The organism is Flavobacterium cheongpyeongense (assembly GCF_003202435.1).
Lineage (GTDB): Bacteria > Bacteroidota > Bacteroidia > Flavobacteriales > Flavobacteriaceae > Flavobacterium > Flavobacterium cheongpyeongense.
Genome location: NZ_QJHK01000004.1, coordinates 250,912 through 270,392 on the forward strand (window position 1 = coordinate 250,912; position 19,481 = coordinate 270,392).

Annotated in this window: 13 protein-coding genes; 7 read left to right on the top strand and 6 right to left on the bottom strand. The window is 36.0% G+C overall.

The features are described 5' to 3' along the window. The first annotated feature begins 176 nt into the window (after positions 1 to 176). A complete protein-coding gene (locus DMB65_RS06880) occupies positions 177 to 662 on the top strand; it encodes a hypothetical protein (protein ID WP_110305906.1) in 486 nt (161 codons plus the stop codon). Between the two features lie 67 nt (positions 663 to 729). Continuing rightward, a complete protein-coding gene (locus DMB65_RS06885) occupies positions 730 to 1,047 on the top strand; it encodes a 2Fe-2S iron-sulfur cluster-binding family protein (protein ID WP_110305907.1) in 318 nt (105 codons plus the stop codon). A 117-nt stretch (positions 1,048 to 1,164) separates the two neighbouring features. Here the strand turns inward: DMB65_RS06885 and DMB65_RS06890 are convergent, their stop codons facing one another. The 3 genes from DMB65_RS06890 to DMB65_RS06900 all read right to left on the bottom strand — a co-directional run bounded on the left by DMB65_RS06890 (position 1,165) and on the right by DMB65_RS06900 (position 5,247). After that, positions 1,165 to 2,154, bottom strand: a complete 990-nt coding sequence (locus tag DMB65_RS06890) for an aspartate-semialdehyde dehydrogenase (protein ID WP_110305908.1) — start codon at positions 2,152 to 2,154, stop codon at positions 1,165 to 1,167. Positions 2,155 to 2,329: 175 nt separating this feature from the next. Continuing rightward, positions 2,330 to 2,713: a large conductance mechanosensitive channel protein MscL gene (gene mscL, locus DMB65_RS06895; RefSeq protein WP_110305909.1), complete on the bottom strand. Its 384-nt coding sequence runs from the start codon at positions 2,711 to 2,713 to the stop codon at positions 2,330 to 2,332. A 65-nt stretch (positions 2,714 to 2,778) separates the two neighbouring features. Beyond that, positions 2,779 to 5,247, bottom strand: a complete 2,469-nt coding sequence (locus DMB65_RS06900; protein WP_110305910.1) for a bifunctional UDP-N-acetylmuramoyl-tripeptide:D-alanyl-D-alanine ligase/alanine racemase — start codon at positions 5,245 to 5,247, stop codon at positions 2,779 to 2,781. A 121-nt stretch (positions 5,248 to 5,368) separates the two neighbouring features. On the opposite strand from DMB65_RS06900, the gene DMB65_RS06905 reads away from it, so the two are divergent. Then, positions 5,369 to 5,974 (top strand): hypothetical protein, encoded by a 606-nt coding sequence (locus DMB65_RS06905; RefSeq protein WP_230470619.1) that lies wholly within the window; start codon positions 5,369 to 5,371, stop codon positions 5,972 to 5,974. Here DMB65_RS06905 and DMB65_RS06910 read toward each other — a convergent pair. Continuing rightward, complete coding sequence (locus DMB65_RS06910; RefSeq protein WP_110305911.1) at positions 5,969 to 6,670, bottom strand: porin family protein; 702 nt, start codon at positions 6,668 to 6,670, stop codon at positions 5,969 to 5,971. The two genes, DMB65_RS06905 and DMB65_RS06910, sit on opposite strands and share 6 nt — an antisense overlap. A 241-nt stretch (positions 6,671 to 6,911) precedes the next feature. Here DMB65_RS06910 and DMB65_RS06915 point away from each other — a divergent pair, with 241 nt between their 5' ends. From DMB65_RS06915 to DMB65_RS06930, 4 genes are all read left to right on the top strand, one after another. Then, a complete protein-coding gene (locus DMB65_RS06915; protein WP_230470620.1) occupies positions 6,912 to 7,232 on the top strand; it encodes a hypothetical protein in 321 nt (106 codons plus the stop codon). Between the two features lie 145 nt (positions 7,233 to 7,377). Next, entirely contained in the window at positions 7,378 to 9,585 is a 2,208-nt protein-coding gene (locus DMB65_RS06920; RefSeq protein WP_110305912.1) for a TonB-dependent receptor, read from the top strand. Between the two features lie 161 nt (positions 9,586 to 9,746). After that, positions 9,747 to 11,855 carry a prolyl oligopeptidase family serine peptidase gene (locus DMB65_RS06925; RefSeq protein ID WP_110305913.1) on the top strand — a complete coding sequence of 703 codons (2,109 nt, stop codon included), beginning with the start codon at positions 9,747 to 9,749 and terminating at the stop codon, positions 11,853 to 11,855. Between the two features lie 296 nt (positions 11,856 to 12,151). Continuing rightward, positions 12,152 to 13,141 carry a Gfo/Idh/MocA family protein gene (locus DMB65_RS06930; protein ID WP_110305914.1) on the top strand — a complete coding sequence of 330 codons (990 nt, stop codon included), beginning with the start codon at positions 12,152 to 12,154 and terminating at the stop codon, positions 13,139 to 13,141. Between the two features lie 171 nt (positions 13,142 to 13,312). Here the strand turns inward: DMB65_RS06930 and DMB65_RS06935 are convergent, their stop codons facing one another. Both DMB65_RS06935 and dnaE read right to left on the bottom strand, forming a co-directional pair. Further along, positions 13,313 to 14,278, bottom strand: coding sequence for an outer membrane beta-barrel protein (locus DMB65_RS06935; protein WP_110305915.1), 966 nt, complete (start codon positions 14,276 to 14,278; stop codon positions 13,313 to 13,315). 176 nt (positions 14,279 to 14,454) lie between these two features. Then, positions 14,455 to 18,996, bottom strand: a complete 4,542-nt coding sequence (gene dnaE, locus DMB65_RS06940) for a DNA polymerase III subunit alpha (protein ID WP_110305916.1) — start codon at positions 18,994 to 18,996, stop codon at positions 14,455 to 14,457. Between the last annotated feature and the right edge of the window lie 485 nt (positions 18,997 to 19,481).

Here is a 19,481-nt window from a genome sequence, read left to right on the forward strand (position 1 = left end):
TTTAACAAGAATAATAGATATTTGAGCTGTTTTGATGGATAATTTTCAATAAAACACTCAAAAAGCAATATTTTTTACGATTATAATAAAAAAAAGCGTGAAGATTTAGGATATTTTGTTAAGAAATTGCTACACATTTAACTTAAATTTGTAACATAACCCCTAATTCTTAAATCATGAAAAAATATTACATACTGTTATTCCTTTTGTTTTCAATTGCCATAAATTATGCTCAGCAAGGTTCAGAAACATTAATTGTAGACAAAGCCTGGGTAAATGATTCAGAAGAATGGTCTGATTACAGCTACTCAGGAAAAATTGTATTTTCTGCCAAAATTAACAGTGAAGAAGGCAGTCTTAGAATTGGTAATTACGATTTTTTATATGATTTTTGCGAAGGAAAAGCAAAGTTCTTAAATAAAGCAACTTATAGTACTGCAGAATTTTCTCATCCAAGAAAATTAAATGCACATACTGACAAGCAAGGTGTTATAAATTCGACATATGAAGGTACTTTAATTTTTCAGTCTGATAATGATTATTATTCGGTAATAGTAATAGTGACACTGCTTGAAAAAGGAGGTAATTTCCTTGGTGCAAAAATGCGTCTAAAAGATAATGAAAGAAAAGAATACGCTTTTAGCTTAAAGCCAAATAGTTAAATAAATAATTTTAGAATTTATACCCCGTTTATAAAATTCTAAGTAAGTAAAATTCCAATAATTTGAAATGGATGTATTAATAAAGATTAAAGATCGAGAAGGAGTTATACACGAATTACAGGCTCCGACTGATATGGCAATGAATATAATGGAGTTATGCAAAGCATACGAACTTCCTGTTGAAGGAACCTGTGGCGGAATGGCCATGTGTGCTTCCTGCCAGTGTTATGTCCTTAATGACGTTGCATTACCGGAAATGGGAGATGAAGAAGAAGCAATGCTCTCTGAAGCTTTTTATGTTAAATCCAACAGCCGTTTAGGTTGCCAGATTCCAATTACTGAAGACCTAGAAGGTCTAGAACTTGAACTGGCTCCGGAACATTAATATACAAAAAAGCGAGAATTAGGATTCTCGCTTTTTGTTTTGTAACTCATAAAAAAACCGTAATCACTTTTGGTAATTACGGTTTTTTCTTTATAACAATTTTGTGTAACCTCTTGATTATACCAAACCTGCCTGAATTAAATACTCTGCAATCTGGATTGTGTTTGTAGCGGCTCCTTTTCTTAAGTTATCAGCAACAATCCACATATTGAGCGTATTTGGCTGGCTTTCATCACGACGGATTCTTCCAACAAAAACCTCATTTTTACCTTCTGCAAATAAAGGCATCGGATACGAAAACGCATCCAGATCATCCTGAACCACTACTCCATCAGTATTTTGCAAAATTTCACGCACTTCATTTACTTCAAAATCGTTTGTAAACTCCACATTTACAGCCTCACTATGACCTCCAACAACAGGCACACGAACTGCAGTTGCCGTAACTCTGATGGTATTATCTGAAAGAATTTTTTGAGTTTCACGAACTAATTTCATTTCTTCTTTTGTATATCCATTAGGTTCAAAACTATCACATTGTGGAATTGCATTTCTGTGAATTGGGTATTTGTATGCCATATCTCCTTCAATTCCTGCATATTCATTTTCTAATTGTCTAACCGCTTTTACACCAGTTCCTGTAATAGATTGGTAAGTCGAAACAATAATTCTTTTGATATTATATTTTCTGTGCAACGGTGCCAAAGTCAACACCATTTGGATTGTTGAACAGTTTGGATTTGCAATAATTTTATCTTCTTTTGTTAATGATTCTGCGTTGATTTCAGGAACGATCAATTTTTTAGTCGGATCCATTCTCCATGCAGATGAATTGTCAATTACTGTTGTTCCGGCAGCAGCAAATTTTGGTGCCCATTCTAAGGAAGTATCACCACCTGCAGAAAAAACAGCAATATCTGCTTTCATATCAACAGCAGTCTGCAAACCAACCACTTTATATTTTTGTCCTTTATACTCGATTTCTTTACCTACAGATTTCTCTGAAGCAACAGGAATTAATTCTGTAACCGGAAAATTTCTTTCTGCTAAAACTTTTAACATTATCTCGCCTACCATACCGGTGGCGCCTACAACCGCTATTCTCATTTTATATTTTTTTATATGAATGTTCTAATTTAGAATGCAAAAGTAGGAATAATAAAAACGATTTCAATTCGATTCACAAAAAATAACAAATTGTTATGGATTAAACAATAATTAAAAAAAACCGCCCCAATTATGGAACGGTTAAGTTAGACTTTAGTGTAGCGGTATATATATTTTATTGTTTATTTTTTAAAAGATCCCTAATTTGAATAAGCAGTTCTTCCTGTGTTGGTCCTGCCGGAGAAGAGGGAGCCGGATCTTCTTTCTTTTTCAGATTGTTTATCCCTTTAATGATTAGGAACAAAACGAAAGCAACAATTATAAAGTTAATCACTGCCGAAACAAACACTCCGTATTTTACTCCTCCAAAAGCGGTTAATTGTTCAATAGTCGATAAATGAGCGGCTTCTAAAGCTGGTTTCAATAGTAATGGCGTAATTACATCTTCAATTAGCGAGCTAACAATTTTTCCAAAAGCAGCCCCAATAATAACACCGACAGCCAAATCGACTACGTTGCCTTTCATTGCAAATTCCTTAAATTCTGAAATAAATCCCATAGTTGTTCTTTTTAATTTAGTTAGTAAATATCGAAAATACGAAATTCCTCCGAAAGTTCTTTATGCTATCTAAAAAATACCCTTTTGACACGTTGCGAAATACTGGTTAAAATTTCATACGGAATGGTTTTTAAAGCAGCTGCAATTTCGGTTACGGTTGGACTCTCTCCAAAAATAATAACCGAATCGCCTTCTTTACAATCAATTTGGTTAACATTTACCATCAGCATATCCATACATACACTCCCGACAATGGCTGCTTTTTGATTTTTTATAGTAACATACCCCACTCCATTTCCCCATAATCTTGAGATTCCGTCTGCATAACCAATCGGAATCGTAGCGATTTTAATTTCTTTTTCTGCCATGAACCTGCGTCCGTAACCAACGCTGTCTCCAGCCGGAATTGTACGAACCTGTGAAATGATTGATTTTAAAGTCCCCACATTTTCCAGATATTTTTGTTCTGAAGAATCGTTTGAAACACCATAAAGACCAATTCCTAACCGAACCATATTATATTGTGCATCCGGAAAATTACTGATTCCGGAGGTATTCAAAATATGACGAATTGGATTTATGCCTAATTCATTCCTTAATTTTGAAGAGAGTTTTTCGAATAAACGAATCTGCGAAAGTGCAAATTCATAATGACTCTTATCATCACTGGTTGCCATGTGCGACAAAATACTCTGAATCCGAACGGTTGAATTTCCTTTTAAAGCAGCAATCAATTCGTCTATGGTATTTTCTTCAAAACCCAGACGATGCATGCCAGTGTCTAGTTTGATATGGATTGGAAAATCTTTTAAATTCTTTTCGCGGGCAATTTTCAAAAAAGCATTTAATCCCTTTAAACTATAAATTTCGGGCTCTAGCTGATACTGAATAATCGATGCAAAACTGGTCGATTCCGGATTCAAAACCATGATGGGTAATTTAATTCCGCCATTTTTCAGCGAAATTCCTTCATCGGCGAAAGCCACACCTAAATAATCCACTTTATGATGTTCGAGTAATTTGGCGATTTCCAATCCCCCGTTTCCGTATCCAAATGCTTTTACCATGACCATAATCTTAACATCCTCAGCCAACTTAGATTTAAAGAAATTTAAATTATGGCTAATCGAATTGAGATTGATCTCCAGAATGGTTTCATGGGTTTTCTCCTCCAGTAAAGCCACAATTTGTTCAAACTGAAACGATCTTGCTCCTTTTATTAAAATGGTTTCATTGGCAAAATTCAGGTTTTCAAAATCATGGATAAATGCGGCAGTATTTTGATACGTAATGCAATTTGTAAATTTATCTTTGAATAATGAAATAGTGGTTCCGATACCAATAACACGATTGACTTTATTATCCGTAATGAGCTGTGATACTTTAGAATACAACTCTTCATTTGAAAATCCACTTTGAAAAATATCGGATAAAATAACCGTTTTAGCAGCGTTCTTTTTTTGACTTTCCAGAAAATCCAACGCTATTTTAAGGGACTGGAAATCAGAACTGTAACTATCATCAATAATACTGCAGTTATGAATTCCGTTTTTGACTTCCAATCGCATTTCGACCGGATACAATCCATGCATTCTACTTTGAATCGTTTCAGCATCATATTGCAAACTAAGGAGGACTACTAAACAGGAAATCGCATTTTCTACAGAAGCCGAATCGCTAAAAGGAATTTTTAAATCGTAATTTGTACCTTGATATTGATATTGAATTATAGTCGTTTCATTCTTATTTTCTTTTTTCGAAATAAAGACATTGGCTGTATGATCTGTATAACTCCAACAAAAAAGTTTTCGTGGATGCAGCATATATTCGGCGGCAAATTGAGATATGCACGAATCTACAATTTCATTTTTCTGATAAATAATTACCGGACAGTCTTTAAACAAAAGCAGTTTTTCATCAATCTTTTGTACTAAGTTTACAAAACCTTCGTCATGTGCGGTTCCGATATTAGTAAGTAATCCGATGGTCGGTTTGATAATTTCTTCGAGTTTGTCCATTTCATTTACTGTAGAAATTCCGGCTTCAAAAATTCCTAAATTGTGTTTTTCGTTAATCGCAATCACCGAAAGTGGCACTCCAACCTGCGAGTTATAACTTTTCGGGCTTCTGATAATATTATAATCCGGGCTTAGTAAAAAATTCAGCCATTCCTTTACAATTGTTTTACCATTACTTCCCGTCAATCCGATAACCGGGATTTCAAAAAGATGCCGGTGATGAGCGGCAAATTTCTGTAGTGCTTCTAAAGTCGATTTTACAACTAAAAAATTGGCTTTGCCAACACATTTTTCAGGAATATATTCGACTACAAAATTCTGTACTCCTTTTTCTATTAGTTCAGAAACATACGAATGTGCATCGTTATTGACACCCGATAATGCAAAAAACAAAGTCAGTGAACCATTTTGCAGTGACCGGCTGTCTATAGAAATATGGTCAATAAAAACAGCTGCATCAGAGCCATTCCATTCGGCATGAAGCACCGAAACAAGGCTTTTTAAATTTACGTTCATTTAGAAAGTTTCTTTTTTCAAATTTAACGAAAAAAGTTTCGATTTTCTTAAAAAATAAAGGGTTTACAAAAACCTTCTTATATTTGGATTATATTTGTTAAACACCTTAAATTACTGCGTTTTGAAAAAAATACTTCCGATATTCTCCTATATATTGCATCCCGTTTTTATCTCGATGTATGCCACTTTGTTTTATCTTTTTTACAAAGGTGATGTTTTTACCAATCAGGAAAAATACTTTGTTTTATTTCAAATCCTGATCATTACTTTTATCGTGCCGCTATTATTTTTCTTACTGCTCCGATCAACCGGAAATGTAAAATCAGTGATGATACACGAAACATCTCAACGGATAATTCCATTAGTTTTACAATGCTTTTTATTTATTTTACTCGTTAAAAGAAGCATTGTCATTACACGTTATCCCGAACTGCATTTCTTTTTTCTGGGTGCCTTATTCAGTTCGCTTATAGCTTTAATTTACTCACTTTTTAAGATAAAAGCCAGTTTGCATATGATGGCAATCAGCGGTTTTACCGTTTTTGTAATTGGACTTAATATGCATTTGCAGATGCACAATCCCTATTGGCCCGCTCTTTTAATTGTATTGACCGGAGTTACAGCATCATCACGTTTAGAAATGAATGCACATACTTACAAAGAATTGTTTATTGGATTTATAATCGGAATTCTTCCACAGGCTTTATTTATGTATTTATGGCTATAAAATATAAAATATAAGACCTAGGTTCATGGTTTTCATTTTAACTTCTTCCCCTAAAACAGTTTTAACATCTTTAAACAAAGGATTCAAACCATAATAAAAATAAATATTCCAGGTATTATAACCCGCCGAGATATAAGCACCATACTGAAACCTGTTGAGATCGGGGTTGTTATTGATTGTATAGGTGGTTTCACCATCATCCAAAACAGATTTGCTGGAGAGAACATAGCTCAATTTTAAACCGGTGTAAATTCTCCAAAACTTATGGCTTTCATAGGTCGAATTCCTCCATCGTAATTCAATTGGCAGATCTATTAAATATTGCCTGAATTTGTTTGAAACAAATTCGTTATAGTCGTTAACGCCATAAATTACTGCCCCGGAGCCATCTCTTGAAATGGTTAAATTTTGAAAATAATTCTGGTACGTTAATCCCAAACCAGTTGCAATCGCAATTGTTCTTTTTTTATTGATCGGCATATCCCGCAAAAAGCCGGCAGAAATTCCCGCAGAAAACTTATCACGCTTAAGACCTTCTGGTGCATCTGACAAAAGATTATACGTAACCGAAAAATAAAACTGATCTTCTCTGTACAAAGAATCAATTTTAACTACCGGCTTCACTTCAGGCTTTTCTTCTTGTGAAAAAATATTGAAAAACGATATTAGAAATAAACAACTAAATAATAATCGCATAGTGTGTTTGAGTTAAAAGGATTTCAGATAAACGTTTTTGAAGTTCATTTATTTGACACACAAATATAATATATTGATATTTGATGAGGCGATTATAATGCGATTATTCTGTTTTCTTTCGTTAAAAAAATATTTTGTTGCACTATTTTCAACAAAAAGACCCAAAACCAAAGATTTTTATATTTCCGTTTTATACCTTTGCAGTATAATGAAAAGAAGGCAGCTCATAACCGGTTTTTCTATGGCTCTAATAGTATTGTTCTCAATACTGTTTCAGTCTATACACAGTTACAAGCATATTGCAAAACAGCTTTCAGAGAAAAAATGCCATCATAATTATAAGGATACAAATGGCGAAATTACGCATCAGCATCACAACGATGATTCTTGTGTGGTTTGTCATTTTTCTTTTGGAAATTATATTACCCCTGAAAAAATTTCATTTCAGTTTTACAAGATTCAAAAAGAAATCCCTTATTTCATTAGATCTTCTGAAAGTGTTATTACATTTTCAGGAAGTTTATATACGCTTCGGGGACCGCCTTCTGCCCTGGTTTCCTAAGTTTCATAAAACGGAACAAACACTTTTAATTTGATCAAAACTTATTTAGGTTTACTGATTTTCATTCTATGAAAATTCAGCAAACTACACTCTCTTTTGATTCAATTTTAAAAAAAAATCCATTAACTATAGTAATCATTTTCAAATGAAAAAAATAATAATAGCCCTTATTTTAGGGTTTTCGGGCATACTTTCTGCTCAAAATTCGGTTTCCGGTGTTATAACAGACAATCAAAATCAACCATTGCCGGGCGTTTCTGTTTATGCACCCGAAGTACACAAAGGCACTACAACTGACATCGACGGAAAATATGTACTGAACAATCTGCCAAACGGAAGTTTACGTCTTGCTTTTTCTTATGTTGGATATGCCAATCAGAATACAACCATTGCAAAACTGACTAAAGAAAACACACTAGATATAACGCTTTTAGAATCCATCTTAGAAATGGACGAAGTGGTAGTTTCGACTCCTTTCAATAAATTACAATCACAAAACGTAATGAAAATTGATCACGAAAGCATCAAAACATTACAGCAAAAAGGAACTTCGACTTTGATTGAAGGTTTGGCAACGATTCCCGGAGTTTCACAAATTTCTACCGGAACTTCTATTGGAAAACCAGTAATCCGAGGACTTAGCGGGAATCGCGTTTTGGTATATTCGCAAGGTGTTCGTATCGAAAATCAACAGTTTGGAGATGAACATGGTTTAGGTTTAAACGATGCCGGAATCGAAAGTGTCGAAGTAATCAAAGGACCTGCTTCTCTATTGTACGGTTCTGATGCTTTGGGAGGGGTTTTGTACTTTAATCCTGAAAAATTTGCTGATGCAGGAACTTTCAAAGCCAATTTCAGCCAAAAATATTTTACCAATACACAAGGAAGTAATTCTTCTATTGGTCTAAAAACTTCTACCGATAACTGGAAATTTCTGGCCCGCGGAAGTTTCAATACCCATTCTGATTACAAAATTGCAAATGGCGATCGCGTTACGAATTCACGTTACAATGAAACCGATTTTAAAACCGGAATTGGTTATAGCAACTCGAGTTTCTCAAGCGTTTTAAGATACAACTATAACAAACTTGATATCGGAATTCCGGAAGAAGGAATCGCTGAACAATCTTCAAGTAAGGACACCCAGTTTCCGAGACAGGGCATTTTTAATCATTTATTCAGTTTAAATAATGTAATCTTTTTTGAAAACTCAAAACTGGATGTTGATTTGGGCTACATATCCAATGACCGAAGCGAATTCGAAGACAGCAACGACGCTGTCCTGCGCATGAAACTGAATACTTTTAATTACAATGCAAAATATCATTTTCCGAAATTTGGCAAAATTGAAACCATTTTAGGCGTTCAGGGAATGCATCAGACCAATACAAATTCAGGTGAAGAATATTTAATTCCGAATGCCACTACAAATGATTTTGGTGTTTTCGGAACCGCCAATTATGAATGGAACAGCAGCGTTCTGCAAGTCGGATTGCGTTTTGACAACCGAAATGTAACTTCTGAAACTCACGGAACTGAAGGAGAAGAAGGCTATTTTGAAGCTTTGGATAAATCATTCGACAGTTTTAATGCTTCTTTGGGATACAAAACAAAAATAGCCGAACCATTCACTCTCCGACTAAATGTTGCAACCGGATTCAGGGCTCCAAATTTAGCAGAGTTAACCTCAAACGGTGTACATGAAGGAACTAACCGCTACGAAATTGGAAACAGCAATTTAAAAACCGAACAAAACATCCAGACTGATTTGAATTTAGAATATAAAAATTCACATTTTGAGTTTTTTGTAAACGGATTTTATAATCACATCAACAATTACATCTACACTTCGCCAACCGGAGAAGTTTTAGACGATAATGATGTTTTTGCATATGTTCAGGATAATGCAAAATTATTTGGAGGAGAAGTTGGACTACATTTTCATCCGCACCCGCTAGACTGGCTGCATTTTGAAACCAGTTTTGAAACCGTTACAGGTAAAAAAGACAATGATGATTACCTGCCTTTAATCCCGGCAAACAACTGGAACAATACTCTTAGAACCGAATTCAGTATTAAAAACTGGTTCAAAGAAGGGTATGCTTCATTAAATGTTTCCTCGACTTTAGACCAGAATAATGTGAGTGGTTTTGAAACGGCTTCAAAAGGCTACACTCTGGTAAACCTGGGTTTTGGAGGAACTGTAAAACTGGGTAAAACTGCCTTTGATGTAAACCTGAACGGAAACAATTTATTCGATAAAAAATATATTGCGCATCTTTCAAGGCTAAAAACCGATGGAATCCCAAACATTGGGAGAAACATTGTATTGGGAGTAAATTTCAATTTATAATTTTCTTTAACCGCAAGGTTCACAAGGAAATCACGCCAGGATCGCAAAAGCTTATTTTTAAATTTTGCAATCCCTGGGTGACACCCCTTTGTGTTCTCTGCGGTTAAAAATTTAATAATCTCACGAAAAATACTATTTTTGTTAAACAGACAAGCGTAAATATGAAACACAAAATTCTTATAATGGCAATGACTACCGCAGGAATTTCATTCGGGCAAAATAAAATTCAGTATCCTGAGACTAAAAAAGGTGAAACTGTTGATGTGTATTTTGACACAAAAGTAGCTGATCCCTACCGTTGGCTTGAAGACGACAAATCTGATGAAACCGGGGCCTGGGTAAAAGCAGAAAACGAAGTTACTTATGCCTACCTAAATAAAATTCCGTTTCGCGATGCCTTAAAAGCAAGAATGGAGAAACTTTGGAATTACGAAAAAATAGGCGCTCCTTTTACAGAAGGAAAATTTACTTATTATTTTAAAAATAACGGACTTCAGAATCAATCTGTTGTTTATAGAAAAGATCAAAACGGAAAAGAAGAAATTTTTTTAGATCCGAATACTTTTTCGAAAGACGGAACTACTTCACTTGGCGGACTGGATTTTTCGAAAGACGGATCCAAAGCAGCTTATTCAATTTCTGAAGGAGGAAGCGACTGGAGGAAAGTAATTATCATTGATGCTGTTTCTAAAAAAGTATTAGAAGATACTTTAGTCGATGTAAAATTCAGCGGTATTTCCTGGTATGAAAATGAAGGTTTTTATTATTCGAGTTATGAAAAACCAAAGGGAAGCGAATTATCCGCGAAAACAGACCAGCATAAACTGTACTTTCATAAATTAGGAACTTCTCAAAAAGAAGACAAAGTGATTTTTGGAGCCGATCAAAAAAGACGCTATGTGGGAGGTGGGGTTACAGAAGACAATCATTATTTAGTGATTACCGCTGCCAATTCTACTTACGGTAATGAGTTGTTCATTAAAGATTTAACTAAACCAGACAGTCCGATTATCTCCATTGTTGACAATTTTAACAGCGATAACAATATTATAGAAAATGAAGGCAGTAAATTGTTTATTGAGACCGATTTAAATGCACCAAACAAGCGGGTGGTGACAGTTGATGTAAGTAATCCAAAACCGGAAAACTGGAAAGATTTTATTCCTGAGACACAAAATATTTTGTCTCCTTCAACAGGTGGTGGTTACTTTTTTGCCAATTATACCAAAGATGCCGTTTCCTTGGTGCAGCAATATGATTATGACGGAAAATTAATTCGTGAAATCAAACTTCCTGCTGTGGGAACTGCTGGTGGTTTTGGCGGAAAGAAAAAAGAAAAAACGTTGTATTACACTTTTACCAATTACACTACTCCCGGAAGCATCTTTTCGTTTGAGCCAAAATCAGGTAAATCTGAAATATACCAAAAACCAAAAGTAGATTTCAAAAGTGAAGATTACGAGTCAAAACAGGTTTTCTACACATCAAAAGACGGTACCAAAATCCCGATGATTATTACCTATAAAAAAGGGACAAAACTAGACGGCAAAAACCCTACAATCCTTTACGGTTACGGCGGATTCAATATTAGTTTAACCCCGGCTTTCAGTATTGCAAATGCAGTCTGGATGGAAAACGGAGGCATTTATGCCGTTGCCAATTTAAGAGGCGGTGGCGAATATGGTAAAAAATGGCATGATGCCGGAACCAAATTGCAAAAGCAAAATGTGTTTGACGATTTCATCGCTGCAGCCGAATATTTAATCGCTCAAAAATATACTTCATCAGATTTCTTAGCGATCCGCGGAGGTTCGAACGGAGGTTTGTTGGTTGGTGCGGCTATGACACAGCGCCCTGATTTATTTAGAGTAGCATTGCCTGCAGTTGGCGTTATGGATATGCTGCGTTACCATACTTTTACTGCAGGAGCAGGCTGGGCTTACGACTACGGAACTGCTCAGGATGACAAAGAAATGTTCGAATACTTAAAAGGATATTCTCCGGTTCACAATGTAAAAAAAGACGTTCAGTATCCCGCAACTATGGTTACAACAGGAGATCATGATGATCGTGTGGTTCCCGCACATAGTTTTAAATTTGCTGCCGAATTACAAGACAAACAAACCGGAGAAAACCCTGTTTTAATACGAATTGATGTAAAAGCAGGTCACGGTGCCGGTAAATCGGTTGCTGCGACTATTCAGGAAAATGTAGACATTCAGGCGTTCACGCTTTACAATATGGGTTTTAAAGCATTGCCTAAAAAGTAAACTAATAGGTTTGATTGTATTAGCCACGACCCGAGCGATAGCGAATAGGCGAAGCAATTCACGGATTATTTTGTGAGTTCGTGGCTTTGTTTTTAACACAAATTAGCACAAATTTAATTAGTGGAAAATCGTTTAATTTATGGCGATCTTTTATCTGTGGCTAACTCTTAAACGAAGAATTAGCGAAAATTGGTGTAATTTGTGGTAAATCATTTTAACGACAAAGAAGTAGTGGAAATTGGTGAAATTCGTGGCAAACCTTTTTTTAAATTTGATAATAATTAAAAAATCCAAAAATGAAAATTATAAAATGGGGAATCATAGGCTGTGGAAATGTAACTGAAGTCAAAAGCGGTCCTGCCTTTCAAAAAGCGCCCAACTCAGCCTTGGTTGCCGTCATGCGAAGAGATGCAGCACTTGCCGAAGATTACGCCAAACGCCATAATGTACCCAAGTGGTATTCGAATGCTCAGGATTTAATAAACGATCCTGAAGTTGATGCCGTTTATATCGCAACACCTCCGTCATCCCATAAAGAATATACGATTTTGTGCGCCAAAGCAGGAAAACCTGTGTATGTCGAAAAACCAATGGCTCTGACTTTTGAAGAATGCAACGAAATGATCAGCGTTTGCGAAGAACACAACGTTCCTTTGTTTGTGGCCTATTACAGAAGAAGTTTACCCCGATTTTTAAAAATAAAAGAATTAATCGACGAAGGAAAATTAGGAAACATACGTCACGTAAACTGTGTTTTATACCATCCTTTTGAAGAACGTTATGATGACGAAATCAATCTTCCTTGGACGGTTTTGCCTCATATTTCAGGAGGAGGGATTTTTGTTGATTTAGCCTGCCATACTTTAGATTTTCTGGATTTTGTTTTAGGTCCGATTAAATCTGTACGCGGACATGCGACTTCACAGTTAAAAGCGTATCCTGCCGAAGATTCGGTTTCGATGTCTTTTTTATTCGAAAACGGCATTCACGGAACGGGAATTTGGAATTTTGCCAGTTTCGAGCGCTATGACATTACTGAAATCGTGGGCGACAAAGGCAAAATAGCTTTTTCAACTTTTGGTGAGGATCCCATTCATATTCAGTATACTAATGGAGAAAAAGAAACTATCACAATCGAAAATCCGATCCATATTCAGCAGCCTTTTATCGAAACCGTTATCTCCGACCTTTTAGGGAACGGTACTTCACCATCAAAAGGAATTTCGGGAGCCAGAACTTCACGGGTTATTGATGAGGTTTTAAAGGAATTTAGAAATTCAAAATAGTAAATTTCAGGAGCTATTCCTGCTGTCCGCTGTATCTTTTCATCTGCAAAAAAGCAGATAAAAAGGATGCCGCTTCCATCAGGGCTAGGGCTTCCGTTTTTATAAGAACAGAAAAAGAGGATATTCGTAATTTGAATATCCTCTTTTCTATATAAAAATGTTAGATCTAAATTATAGACTGTATTTTAGTCCAAAAGTCAAACCTACACCAGAAATTCCAACATAAGAACTAATATCGTTCATTGCATCATCTGGTCTGGTTGTATCTTTTTCTATATTTGTTGTTGCTGTATTAGGATTAAATAAATAGTGATTTGAATTCGTTGTCAATTTATCTACATATTTAACATGACTTGCTGAATACGAAGCATCTGGTCTAAAAGTAGTTGACGTATATAATTTATCAACTCCATTTTCAGTATACTCTTTTGTTTCTTTAGTATCACCATGTACAGTAAAATTACGATACTCCACTTCAGCAAATACAGAAAGATGATTTCCTAACTTATAAGATGTACCAATAGCGGCCATAAAACCTACAGTTGGTTTTGGCTTTACAACATCTTTAGAAAATGTCTTTAATATTGGTGTCCCGGAAGCATTTGTATAGGTACGGTTAGTTTCGATAGTTAAATCTCCATGAACAGGAACAATAACACCTACTTTAGTGTAAGGCTCAAAACCTCTGTGTTCTCCTAAAAATAAAACTAAAGCCGGAGACAAATCAAATGCCCTGATCCGGCCTTCTGCCTTACCAGAAACAAAAGTTGGTCCTGCAGCTACTAATCGGTGAGTAGTTTCAGCCATTTTTTCATTATTCCCAACATAGTAGTTTATACCCATTTCAACACCTAAACGTGTATTGAATCTGTATCCTGCTGCCAAAGTTGAACGAAAACCTTGTCCAAAAGATCCATGATTAGCTTCTCTTGAAACTAGGGTTGTACCGTCTGCTGCGTATACATCATTATTAGGTAGTGTCCCTGAAATAATTGGAAAATCAGTAGCGGCAGTCTGAATGAAGTATGATCCTCCTAATTTAAAATACCAGCTTTCTTGTTTTTCTGGTGTTTCTGTTTGCGCCATTGTGGCCATAGAGCAAATCATCAATCCGATTAAAAATAAATGCTTTTTCATAGTTTTCTTTATAAATTTTAATACAAACTTATAATAATTAACTTTTCTTTTTCATAACATTCCTGGTTCAGAGTATGATTATTATTGATTTGAAATTCAATATGAAACAAATTTACTATGCGCGCATATTTTTAACCTAAAAATTACATTATCAATTAAATTTTAACTGTTAATTTTTAATTGAGTTTGAAATTAATCTGCATTTTTTCTAATTCCTGCAGTAATTCAGTTGATATTTTAACTTTTAACCTGCGGCTTGGCATCGTTAACTTTGTAACCACTTTAACCTCCTCAACCTCTTTAACTTCCTGAATTTTGGCCGCTTCAGAAATAACATCATTATCTTCATTTTCGTCTTCAAAAACAGTGTCTTCTGTTTCTTCGAATTCATTTGTTGTTTCAACCTCAACCAGACGCTTTACTTTTTCTAACTCCATGATTTCAAAAGTCACAGCATTGTCTCCTTTATAAGCATTAAATAACTGACTCAGTCTATGAATGAATTCAGTCTGGAGATCTTTAATATTAAGCAACAGAATTAGCTTTTTGGCAAATGTTTCCAAAACATCCTGCAATTGTTTAATCTCAACAAATTGCATTCTTGGCTCCGATTTTTTTCCTGTATCGTGATTGACCCAGCCATCCTTAATTAAAATTTTAAAAAACATAAATTTATTTGGCACTAAAAAATGCTGGTACTTTAAATATTCTTCACCAAACATTCTAAATTCATAACTTTCATCATAACCTTCCAGATTAAACATTGCCCAGCCCTTTCCGTTTTTCGCTACTCTATGTTGAATATTACTAGTAATTCCGGCAACAGTTAAATGCTTTCCAACATACTGTTCCATATTTTTTAGAGCATCTAATCGGGCATTGCAGAAGTATTTCATTTCAAATCTAAAATCATCCAAAGGATGCCCAGAAATATAAATCCCCACTACTTCCTTTTCTCTCGAAAGTTTTTCCATTGTTCCCCAATCCTCACAAGGAGGTATTACAGGCTCCGAAATCTGTACCTCACTGGTTTCTCCAAACAAGCTTACCTGAGACGAGTTTTCGTTTTCCTGAAACTTTGATCCATAACGCATCGCTTTTTCATAAAACGTAATTCCGTCTCCATCATCATGAAAATATTGTGCTCTTGTAGTTCCCTCAAACGAATCAAAACCACCAGCTAGTGCTAAATTCTCTATTGCCTTTTTATTGGCTGCACGCAAATCAATTCGTTTTGCCAGATCAAAAATCGATTTATACCTTCCGTCTTTCCTGCTTTCTACAATTGTTTCTACAGCACCCTGACCTACTCCTTTGATAGCTCCCATCCCGAAACGAACCGCATAATCATCATTTACGGTAAATTTATAGAACGATTCATTAACACAAGGTCCCAAAACCTGCAAGCCCATACGCTTACATTCTTCCATAAAGAACGAAACCTGTTTGATATCATTCATATTATTGGAAAGCACCGCCGCCATATATTCAGCTGGATAATGCGCTTTTAAATAAGCGGTTTGATAGGCAATCCAGGCATAACAAGTCGAGTGCGATTTGTTGAAAGCATAACTTGCAAAAGCCTCCCAGTCTTTCCAGATTTTCTCCAGGATTTTGGCGTCATGTCCTTTTGCTGATGCCTGTTCTACGAACTTCGGCTTCATTTTATCCAGTACGTCCTTTTGTTTTTTTCCCATCGCTTTTCGTAAAACGTCAGCCTCACCCTTTGTAAATCCTGCCAAAGACTGAGACAAAAGCATTACCTGCTCCTGATAAACCGTAATTCCGTAAGTTTCTGAAAGATATTCGGCACAGGCATCCAAATCGTACTGAATTTCCTCATCACCATTTTTTCTTCGGACAAAAGACGGAATATATTCCAAAGGTCCCGGACGGTACAAGGCATTCATCGCAATTAAATCCCCAAAAACAGTTGGTTTCAGATCCTTCATATATTTCTGCATCCCGGGTGACTCGTACTGGAAGATTCCAACGGTTTCACCCCTTTGGAAAAGCGCGTACGTTTCAGGATCATCAATCGGGAAAGTATCCGGATCCAGTTCTTTTCCGGTTCTGTATTTTACCAGTTTTACAGTATCTTTTATCAGCGTAAGGGTCTTCAGACCCAGAAAGTCCATTTTCAGCAGTCCGGCACTCTCTGCTACGGAGTTATCAAACTGGGTCACGTATAAATCCGAATCTTTTGCTGTGGTAACGGGAACATAATTTGTAATATCCGATGGCGTAATGATTACACCACAGGCATGAATCCCTGTGTTTCGCATCGACCCTTCCAGAATTTTTGCCTGCTGAATGGTTTCTCCTGCCAAATCATCTTCATTGGCAATGCCGATTAATTCCTTAACCCGATCAAATTCTTCTGATGATTTCAGCGCTTTTTTAACCTCATCTTCACTCTCAGAAATAAAACGTGCCAAATTCCACTTCCCTGGCATCATCGCCGGAATCAGTTTTGCAATTCTGTCGGCTTCAAATAAAGGCAGATCCAGTACACGCGCCGTGTCACGAATCGCCGATTTGGTTGCCATTTTACCATACGTGATAATCTGTGCCACCTGTTTTTGACCGTATTTGTTGATTACATAATCCATCACACGGCCACGCCCCTCGTCATCAAAGTCGATATCAATATCGGGCATGGATACACGGTCAGGATTTAGGAAACGCTCAAAAAGCAAATCGTATTTAATCGGGTCAATATTGGTAATCCCAAGACAGTATGCAACCGCAGAACCTGCAGCAGAACCCCGGCCTGGTCCAACGGAAACGTCCATTTTTCTGGCCTCTGCAATGAAATCCTGAACAATTAAAAAGTAACCCGGATATCCTGAATTTGAAATCGTCAATAATTCAAAATCCAGACGCTCCTGAATCGATTCTGTAATTTCGCCATATCTTCTTTTAGCACCTTCCATCGTAAGGTGACGTAAATATTTATTCTCGCCACGAACGCCACCATCGGCTTCATCTTCAGGAACTACAAATTCTTCCGGAATATCAAACTTTGGAAGCAGTACATCCCGATAAAGCGAATATCCTTCTACCTTGTCAACAATTTCCTGAATATTGATAATCGCTTCAGGCAGATCGGTAAAGAGTTTTTTCATCTCTTCTTCCGACTTATAATAATATTCCTGATTCGGCAATCCGTAACGATAGCCACGGCCCCTGCCAATTGGTGTAGCTTGTTTTTCACCGTCTTTTACACACAATAAAATATCGTGCGCATTGGCATCTTCTTTATTTAAATAGTAAGTATTATTGGTAGCAATTAGCTTGACATTATGCTTTTGCGAAAACTCAATGAGGGTCTTGTTTACACGATTTTCATCTTCCTGATGGTGTCGCATGACTTCCAGATAGAAATCTTCGCCAAATTGTGTTTTCCACCAAATTAAAGCTTCTTCGGCCTGGTTTTCACCAATATTCAGAATTTTACTTGGAATTTCCCCGTATAAATTCCCGGACAAAACCATAATATCGCCTTTGTATTGCTCAACGATATTTTTGTCAATCCTCGGAACATAATAGAATCCTTCGGTATAGGCAATCGACGCCATTTTTGCCAGATTGTGATAACCCGCTTTATTTTTAGCCAGCAAAACAATCTGATAACCGTTGTCTTTTTTGGATTTGTCTAAATGATTTTCGCAAATATTAAATTCACAACCAACAATTGGTTTTATTTCGGTTTCTGTTGGTTCTTCGCCTGCTTCGACCAAGGCTTTATTTTTTCCTGAAGCAGCTTTGTTGTGGTTCATCACGGCACTCACAAAATGGAAAGCCCCCATCATGTTCCCGGTATCAGTCATGGCAACGGCTGGCATTCTGTTTTTGGCTGTAGCCGAAACAATATTCCCAATCCCGATAGTCGATTGAAGAACCGAAAACTGCGTATGATTGTGTAAATGTGCAAATTTTGCTGCTTTGAAATCGGCTTTTGCCGAATCTGAAACAACAGTTGGCGTATCATCAACCTGTAAAGCCTTAATCTGCTCCCTGATTTTATCAGAGGCTGCTTTTAAGTTGATATGCTTTAAACCGATTAATGGAAATTCCTTCGGATTTCTTTCCTGAAATTCCTTAAAATAATCTTTAGGAACATCCAGTTCTTCTTTGGTAAAAACTTCCCGTCTAATTAACTCTAAAAAACAACGTGTAGTGGCTTCAACGTCGGCAGTTGCGTTGTGCGCTTCCGCAAAAGGGACATTGAATAAATATTCGTGTAATTCTGTTAACGTAGGAAGCTTAAATTTTCCTCCACGACCTCCGGGAAGCTTTAACAACGAAGCGGTAACCTCGGTACAAGTATCCAGAACCGGCATCGAACTCATAGGAGAATCAACGCCCATTCTATGAAATTCGGCTCCCATAATATTAACATCAAAACCTAAATTCTGTCCAACGATAAATTTGGTTTTGGTTAAAGCAATATTGAATTTCTCTAAAACTTCGGCCAGCGTGATTCCGTCAGCTTCTGCCAATTCGGTAGAAATTCCGTGAATACGTTCAGCATCATACGGAATATTAAATCCGTCCGGTCTTACCAGATAATCCTGATGTTCGATCAGCTGTCCCATTTCGTCGTGCAGCTGCCACGCAATCTGAATACAGCGGGGCCAGTTATCAGAATCGGTAATGGGTGCATCCCAACGTTTTGGTAATCCGGTTGTTTCGGTATCGAATATTAAGTACATAGTTGTTATTGAGGTAGTTGCAAATTTTAAAAAACAAAAAATCTGAACTTCAAAATTAGTCTTTTTTTGGAAGAAAGGAAATGCATATCTCCCAAAAAATCATTCTTATGAACAAATCAATATTTCTCTTAAAATTCATAAAATTTCATAAAAATACACTTCTTGGATGTCGTAGTATTTGAATTAAAATGGAGGAGAAAAATATCCTTTAAAAATTAACTTTTCGGGCATTAAAAGAACAATTAATAAGGGTTTTTAAAACCATAAAAAAGAATTCAAAACTACCAATTGTTACTATTTTTATTTGTTTTGTTACATTTTTTTGAATTAAAACCACTATTTTATAGTGATTTTAAGATAAATTTGCAAACTATTAAAACTAAAAGCAATCAATTCAAAATTAACCTGAAAAAGAAAAAGAAAACCAATTTATATTCATTCTACAATCAATTTTAAGTACAAAAAAGCGAATAACAATTTGTAAT

Coding starts and splice junctions, on each gene's coding strand:
- mscL (WP_110305909.1), bottom strand. CDS start 2,713: ATGGGATTTATTTCAGAATTTAAGGAATTTGCAATGAAAGGCAACGTA.
- DMB65_RS06880 (WP_110305906.1), top strand. CDS start 177: ATGAAAAAATATTACATACTGTTATTCCTTTTGTTTTCAATTGCCATA.
- dnaE (WP_110305916.1), bottom strand. CDS start 18,996: ATGTACTTAATATTCGATACCGAAACAACCGGATTACCAAAACGTTGG.
- DMB65_RS06915 (WP_230470620.1), top strand. CDS start 6,912: ATGGCTCTAATAGTATTGTTCTCAATACTGTTTCAGTCTATACACAGT.
- DMB65_RS06930 (WP_110305914.1), top strand. CDS start 12,152: ATGAAAATTATAAAATGGGGAATCATAGGCTGTGGAAATGTAACTGAA.
- DMB65_RS06885 (WP_110305907.1), top strand. CDS start 730: ATGGATGTATTAATAAAGATTAAAGATCGAGAAGGAGTTATACACGAA.
- DMB65_RS06890 (WP_110305908.1), bottom strand. CDS start 2,154: ATGAGAATAGCGGTTGTAGGCGCCACCGGTATGGTAGGCGAGATAATG.
- DMB65_RS06910 (WP_110305911.1), bottom strand. CDS start 6,670: ATGCGATTATTATTTAGTTGTTTATTTCTAATATCGTTTTTCAATATT.
- DMB65_RS06900 (WP_110305910.1), bottom strand. CDS start 5,247: ATGAACGTAAATTTAAAAAGCCTTGTTTCGGTGCTTCATGCCGAATGG.
- DMB65_RS06920 (WP_110305912.1), top strand. CDS start 7,378: ATGAAAAAAATAATAATAGCCCTTATTTTAGGGTTTTCGGGCATACTT.
- DMB65_RS06925 (WP_110305913.1), top strand. CDS start 9,747: ATGAAACACAAAATTCTTATAATGGCAATGACTACCGCAGGAATTTCA.
- DMB65_RS06935 (WP_110305915.1), bottom strand. CDS start 14,278: ATGAAAAAGCATTTATTTTTAATCGGATTGATGATTTGCTCTATGGCC.